The 6,743-nt window shown below is 57.9% G+C and carries 5 protein-coding genes; 3 read left to right on the plus strand and 2 right to left on the minus strand.

What is annotated here, in order from left to right; all coding sequences use genetic code 11:
• Positions 1–2,759 (minus strand): MFS transporter (locus tag ACYX34_RS06610; RefSeq protein ID WP_462075765.1); only part of this gene is annotated, 2,759 nt, incomplete at its 3' end.
• Between the two features lie 9 nt (positions 2,760–2,768).
• The gene (locus ACYX34_RS06615; protein ID WP_462075766.1) at positions 2,769–4,616 is read right to left on the minus strand and encodes a MutS family DNA mismatch repair protein; all 1,848 of its coding nucleotides are present in this window, start codon (positions 4,614–4,616) and stop codon (positions 2,769–2,771) included.
• Positions 4,617–4,710: 94 nt separating this feature from the next.
• On the opposite strand from ACYX34_RS06615, the gene ACYX34_RS06620 reads away from it, so the two are divergent.
• The 3 genes from ACYX34_RS06620 to ACYX34_RS06630 form a co-directional block, all read left to right on the plus strand.
• On the plus strand, positions 4,711–5,586 hold the full coding sequence (locus tag ACYX34_RS06620) for a 50S ribosomal protein L11 methyltransferase (protein WP_462075767.1): 876 nt from the start codon (positions 4,711–4,713) through the stop codon (positions 5,584–5,586).
• 2 nt (positions 5,587–5,588) lie between these two features.
• Positions 5,589–6,068, plus strand: coding sequence for an MOSC domain-containing protein (locus tag ACYX34_RS06625; protein ID WP_462075768.1), 480 nt, complete (start codon positions 5,589–5,591; stop codon positions 6,066–6,068).
• A gap of 118 nt (positions 6,069–6,186) precedes the next feature.
• On the plus strand, positions 6,187–6,743 hold a 557-nt coding region (locus tag ACYX34_RS06630; protein ID WP_462075769.1), incomplete at its 3' end, for a class I SAM-dependent methyltransferase.

Below are 6,743 nucleotides of genomic sequence, written 5' to 3' on the forward strand. Positions count from 1 at the left end.
TCTTCGACCGTCTGGGCGAGACGGGCCGGAAGCTTCTCCGCGCCGGTGAGGATCACCCGTACCGAACTGAATTGTTCCGGGGTGCAACGGCGGGAATAAAGCTGTAGGAACGTCGGTGTGGTGACGAGGAAGGTGATGCGATATTTCCTGATCAGTTCACCGATGGCCGCCGCATCGAGCGGCGACGGATGAAAGATCATCGGGGCGTTATTGGACATCACGAACCAGAACACCATGTATCCAAAGGAATGGAAGAAGGGCAGAATGCCGAGGACCCGTTCATCCTGATACAGATGAAGCATCTGTGTCGCACCCTGGCAGTTGGAGTCGACGCTGAAATGGGAGAGCATGACGCCTTTGGGTTCGCCGGTGCTGCCGCTGCTGAAGATGATGGTGGCCAGGCTATCGGGGGTGAGCGCGATGGTTTGTCCACAGGCCCGTTCGATGAGGCGGCAGGGAGCGAAGAGCGCCAGTAAGGCTGCTTGAAGTTTGTGCCTTTTGCTGATCGTTTTCGCAAGATCTTCCAGCCAAATGATTGACGGGCCCTCCGGCAGGTCGAGCTTGGCCTTCTCAACGAACAGACGGCTTGTCACAATGGTGCGAAGCCCTGCGATCTGTACCGCGGCTTCCAATCCGGACTTGCCGACCGTGTAGTTCAAGTTCACGATGGTCTTGCCGCAGAGAGGGACTGCCACATTCACCAAGGCACCAGCGACCGTGGGCGGCAGAAGCACGCCGACCCGCTCCTGGTCGCTCCAATAGGGGCGTAGCGTTCTGGCCAGCATGATCGACCCAATTAAGGCCTGCAACGACGACACATGCGGGCGATTCTGATCGGCCATGGCCAGGCGAAACGGGTGACGGCGCATCGAGCGAATAAATTCCCGATGAAGTGGCCGGCGATGCGGCTTTCTCAGCTGCCAGGCGGTCTCACCCAGCCGACGGATTGCTCCACGCAACTCATGGACCGAGGTCGTGGGTGGCAGCGGAGCTCCGAAGGAGACCGTGACGGGGTAGGGAAGCTGTTCCGGTAATTTCCACAGAAACCGACCCCGATTGAAGCTGAAGATGCTGCCCCAGACGCGATCAAGGTGCACGGGAATGATCGGAACGGTTCGCCCCTTGACGATCCGTTCAAATCCACGCCGGAACGGCAGGAGCGTGCCGGTGCGGGTAATCTGTCCCTCAGGGAAAATGCAGACGAGATCGCCGTGATCGAGCGCGGCACCTGCTTCCCGGAGTGCTTTGAGAATGACACGCAACCCACCATGGGACGAGATGGGAATCACGCCGAGCACCTTCATGAAGGGTTTGAAGAGAGGTAGTTCGGCATATTGAGCATCGACCACGAAGCGCACGGGGCGATCGAGACTGGCGATCAGGAGCAGTCCATCCACAAACGAGACGTGGTTGGGAACCAACAGGGCGCCTCCGGACGGCGGCATGTGCGCTTCTCCGATGATGCGAAGGCGATAGAGCGTGTTGGTGAGCAGCACGAGGATGAGTCGAAGCAGGGTATCGGGCAGCAGCCACAGGGCATAGAGCATACCGGCCAGGGTCATGCCGGCGGTCGCCAGGAAGATGCTGGTGGTCGAGAGTCCGGCGTTGGCCAACCATCCACCGGAGAGTGAACCGAGCAAGATGCCTGTGAAGACACAGGTATTGGACATGGAGATGACAGCTCCACGCCGATCAGGCGGTGATTTCCATTGGAGGATGGCGTTCAACGAGACAAAGATGAAGGCGCTGGCAATGCCGAGTGCGCCCAAGAGAAGAAATGTTCCCGAGAGTGGAGGTGCCAGAAGCCCAAGAAGGAGCAATGCGAGGAACACGCCGATCGCGCCCAAGGGGATCAGCCCGTACTCCACACGGTTGCGTGAAATCTTTCCCACTACAATGGCGCCGATGCCGATGCCGATCGACAAGAGCGTGAGCGGAAGCCCGGACATCGCGTCGGAGAGTCGGAGCACCGCTTTGGCGTAGACGATCACGTTTTGCATAAACAGACTGGCGATCGTCCAGAAGAAGATTTCCATGGGGATGGCCATCTGCAACATGCGTTCGGTGCGAATCGCCGCCCAGGCACCACGAACCGTGGCGCCGATACCACCCTCGGCGCGAGCCGGTGATACCGGTGGAATGGAGAACGCCGTGACGAGACCGACAACCGATAGTCCCGTCAGCACGAGCGGAGCCAGCCATGTGTGAGATCCGGCCGTCTGTAATAAGATCCCTCCGGCGGCTGTCCCTGTCAGGATGGCCGCAAAGGTCCACAGCTCAAGCAGACCATTTCCGGCAGCCAGACGTTCATGGGGGATCAGCTCCGGAAGAATTCCATATTTCGATGGGCTGAAGAGCGCACTATGCACACCCATCCCGCAGAGGACGATCAACGGAAGCATGCCGCCGGCAGGATTCAACCAGAGTGCGATGGTGCCGGCTGCCATCAGCAAAACCTCGACAACTTTGATGGTGAGGATGACGGTGCGCTTGCTGATACGATCGGCGAGGGTGCCGCCGACCAGCGACAGGAGTACCAGCGGTAGGGTGAAGATGACAAAGGCCGTCGCGGTTTGGGTTTGAGCGACGGTTTCCAGCTCAGGGCCTGGAGCCATTCCTGCCGTCGCCTGCCGGATGGCCAGCAAGGCGACCATCAGTTTCCAGGCATTGTCATTGAAGGCTCCGCAGAATTGGGCAATCAGGAGCCCACGAAGGGAGCGGGAAATTGGTTGTTGGGCCGGACCGGTCGTCGTGGTCATTCGTGCGGGCTATTGTGCCCGATTGTGAGGGGTGGGGGAAATAGGCAACCCTTCCAGTTCCATAATTCTCAGTGCATTGGTCGTTGGGCAGGGTCCTGGCCTCAGCCGGTAGTCGAACGTGAGAGTTCCGTCTGCCACCGTTTCTTGGAAATGGGCGTTTCGTAATCGTGGGATGGCCTGTTCCAGGTCCGCCAACTCCAAGTCATGCGTACTCACAAGACCAAATCCGTGCCCCTTCGAGAGTGCGGTGATATAGGCTTGGCTGCCGATGAGTCGTTCACGGTTGTTGGTACCCTTGAAGATCTCATCGATCAGAAAGAGCACGGGAGGCACGGTACGCTCCTGAGTCGCGTCGAGGATCGTTTTCAGTCGTTTCACTTCGGCGTAGAAGAACGAGAGCCCCGCATCGAGCGAGTCATCGACACGGATGCAACAAGCCAATCGGCTCCAGGTCCATTCAAATGAGCCGGCGCAAACCGGCGCGCCGGCCTGGGCGAGACAGAGGTTGATGCCGATGGTGCGTAAGAATGTACTCTTGCCGGACATATTTGAGCCGGTGATCAGGTAGATCGAGCCAAGTTCAGCCAGCTGGACATTGTTCGCGATGCGTGTCCGTGGGGATAGCAAGGGGTGTGCAAGCCGGCTTGCGCGGATGGTCGGGGGAAGCGCCTGTTGCCCCTCAGGGACGGTAAGCGGAGTCGGCCAAATATAGTCAGGATGGAGATACGCAAAGGTTGCGAGCGCCGACGCGGCTTCGACTTCCGCCAGCGCGTCGAGCCATTGCGGGAGGGCCTGTTGGATTCGGTCTTGTAGGTGGATCAGTCGCCGCAAGAACCAGAGGTCCCATGGGCCAATAGCATTGATCGTCAGATGGACGAGCGGATGGGCTTTAATGCTGATGGCGTGCAACGTACGTGCGACATCCTGGAGCTGTTGCGTGGGACTGACGTGGCCGATCAGGGTGGTCCAGGTTGTTGCGAGAGATGTTTCTCGCTGCGCGGCGTATCGTTCGATCGAGCCAAGGACCGTGGCCAGACGTTCGGTTTCGTGATGGAGGCCGACGGCATGCTCAAGCAACTCTTCTCCCTGATCGGTCATGAAGTAGATCAACACATAGGCGGCGAATGAGAACATCCAATAGCCAGGCAGCAATCCGAACAGCGTGGCGAGGCCGAGTCCGATCGTCGTCGAGGCAAGGAGTGCCTGGACGACAAGAATGGTATTCAGGTGGGGAAGGCCGAGCCGGTGCTCAATGACCGCGGCCAACCGCTTGCCGTTGATCTCTTGGTCGCCTGTGAGTTTGGCATCGAGCGTGAGTCTGTCGCGTAGCAAGGGGCGAGCGGTCAGTTCCTTGATCAGCGCGTGCCTGCGGCGCCACTGTGCGGAGGGGGGAGGCTGGTTGAGGAGCCAGCTGTGCAACCGCTCTCGACCCTGGTCCGAGATGGTGGTGTCGAGCAGATGGGTCAGAGAATGGGGACCAAAGAGGTCGAGATCGGCCGCGTAGGGATGAGAGCCCGGCTCGTTGGTCGATCTGGTCGGGATGTTTTTCCAATCCAACGCGATGCGGGCCAGATGTGTCTGTTTGATGTGTTTCCACTGGCGGAGCCGATGAATCTGGGTCTCCACCTTGTTATGATAGGCGGCAACCGTGATGAAGATTGCGAGGAATACGCCGACGGATAGGTTGCCGCTGTGGTACCAGTTGAGCTTATAAAGGGTGACGGTGCAGATGAGACCGATCACGAAGATGGCCAACCGCCATCTGGTGAATAGAGCGCTGGTTTTCGTGCCTTGACCAATCAGGCGGTCTGCGCGCCTGATAATCGTCTCAATCTGGATGGTGCGTGAGTGTGCCATAACAGGCGACCTTACTGGGAACCGGCGTGAACGTCAAATCCTGTCACCGCAGTGGAAGAATGGTCTTGGTGCAGTTAGTGATGAGTGAGCGCTGATGATGACGAACGGCTGGGTGGATGTGTGCATTCACGGTTCTCTCGATACAGGCGAACTGCTGAGTCGCCTTGACGACGCCACGGTGCAGGGGGCTTGGGAGGATGGGGGTGAGGTTCATCTCTATTGGGCGGAAACCCAGTGGACTGAAGAACGGCTCTCAGCCCTCCATGCAGCCCTTGCCGATCTGGCGTCGTCGAGCCAAGAACCGTCACTTTCCGTGATGCGTGTGCCGGCGCAAGATTGGAACGAAGCCTGGGCTCGTTCCGTTAAGCCCCTTCGTATCGGTCGATTCGTCATTCGCCCCAGTTGGGAACCGGTGACGCTTGGCCCTCGTGACCTCGAAATCATTTTGGATCCCAAGCAAGCCTTCGGCACGGGGCACCATGCGACGACACGCATGCTGCTGGAGTGGTTGCAAAAGGATATTCGAGGAGGCGAACAGATTCTGGATGTCGGAACAGGGAGCGCGATTCTGGCTATGGCTGCCGTCAAGCTTGGGGCGAGCTCCGCGATCGGTGTTGAAATCGATGCGGTTGCCGTAGACTGTGCGCGAGAGTATGTCGAACTGAATCATCTGGCGGATAAGATTGATATCGTGATCGGCACGTTGGCGGATCTGCCACAATCCCGGACAACGCCCGATTTCGTGCTGGCGAATCTTGATCGTCAAGCAGTTCTTGGCCTTGCCGAGGACCTGGTGAGTCTGGCGCGGTGTGGGGCACGAATCCATGTCTCCGGCATTCTGAGCGAGCAACGGGACGAAATCGTGGAGCGGTTTTCAGATCTTGGACTCGTCTGTTCGAAGCAACAGGAGGCGGAAGGTTGGGTGGCGCTGGCATTTCTCCGGCTGGAATCCTGTGAAGGGGAGGCGTGACCATGTCCACCAGGCCCTCGTACGCCCATGTGCATCAGATCAACATTTCCGATGGAGGTGTGCCGAAACTTCCTGTCTTGGAAGCCAAGATCGGAGAACAAGGCTTGGATGGCGATCGGCAACGTAACCTCAAGTTCCACGGAGGCCCAGACCGTGCCGTTTGTTTGTATTCCCTCGAGCTTGTTGAGCGATTACAAGATGAAGGCCATCCCATTGATCCTGGGGCAACGGGAGAAAATCTGACTTTGTCCGGATTGAACTGGGACCAGGTACGGCCTGGCCTCCGGTTGACTATTGGTCCTGAGATCCGACTCGAAGTGACGAGCTATACGACGCCTTGCAGCCATAATGGACGATGGTTTCGCGATGAAGACTTCTCACGCATTGCGCAGAAACTGAACCCCGGCTGGAGTCGGGTTTATGCGAAGGTGCTGCAGGGTGGAATTGTGAGACCAGGAGACGTCGTGACAATTGAATCGTAAAACGTGCAAAGTTTTGGGCTGAAGTTACGGGTTTCGGGTTTCTCGTCTCGGACGTAACGCGAAACTTTGAATTCGCAACCTGAAACATTTGACTGCCGAAAGACGAAGGACAAAGAGAATGGATCGCATACTTGAACCAGAGTTGATGGATGATCCCAAGCAGGCCGAGGCGTACGCGCGGGCGGACTTCGAGAAGGAGAACCAGGGATTTGTCGAGCGGTTCAAAGAATACTTCCCGGAGTTTTCTCAAGGGACGGTGCTGGATCTTGGCTGTGGTCCGGGCGATATCCCAATCCGTTTTGCCAAGGTCTACTCAGCCTGCCGGGTCATTGGAGTGGATGCTTCAATTCCGATGATTCAGCTGGGAGAGCAGGCGGTAAAGGAAGCGGGCTTATCCGATCGCATTACGCTGCGCTGCGAACGGTATGAAGAAGTTGCTGGTGCGAGAATCACTGATGCCGTGATCTCGAACAGCCTGCTCCATCATCTGCCCAATCCTTTACAGTTCTGGCAAAAGATTCGCCAGCTCGTGAAGCCAGGCGCGCCGGTATTGGTGATGGATCTGCTCCGCCCAGATTCGCCGGAAGCAGCACAAGCCATCGTCGATCAGTACGCCTCCAACGAGCCGGATGTTCTGAGGCGTGATTTTTACAATTCGCTGCTGGCAGCTTTTAC

The sequence above is a fragment of the Nitrospira sp. CMX1 genome, assembly GCF_054902215.1.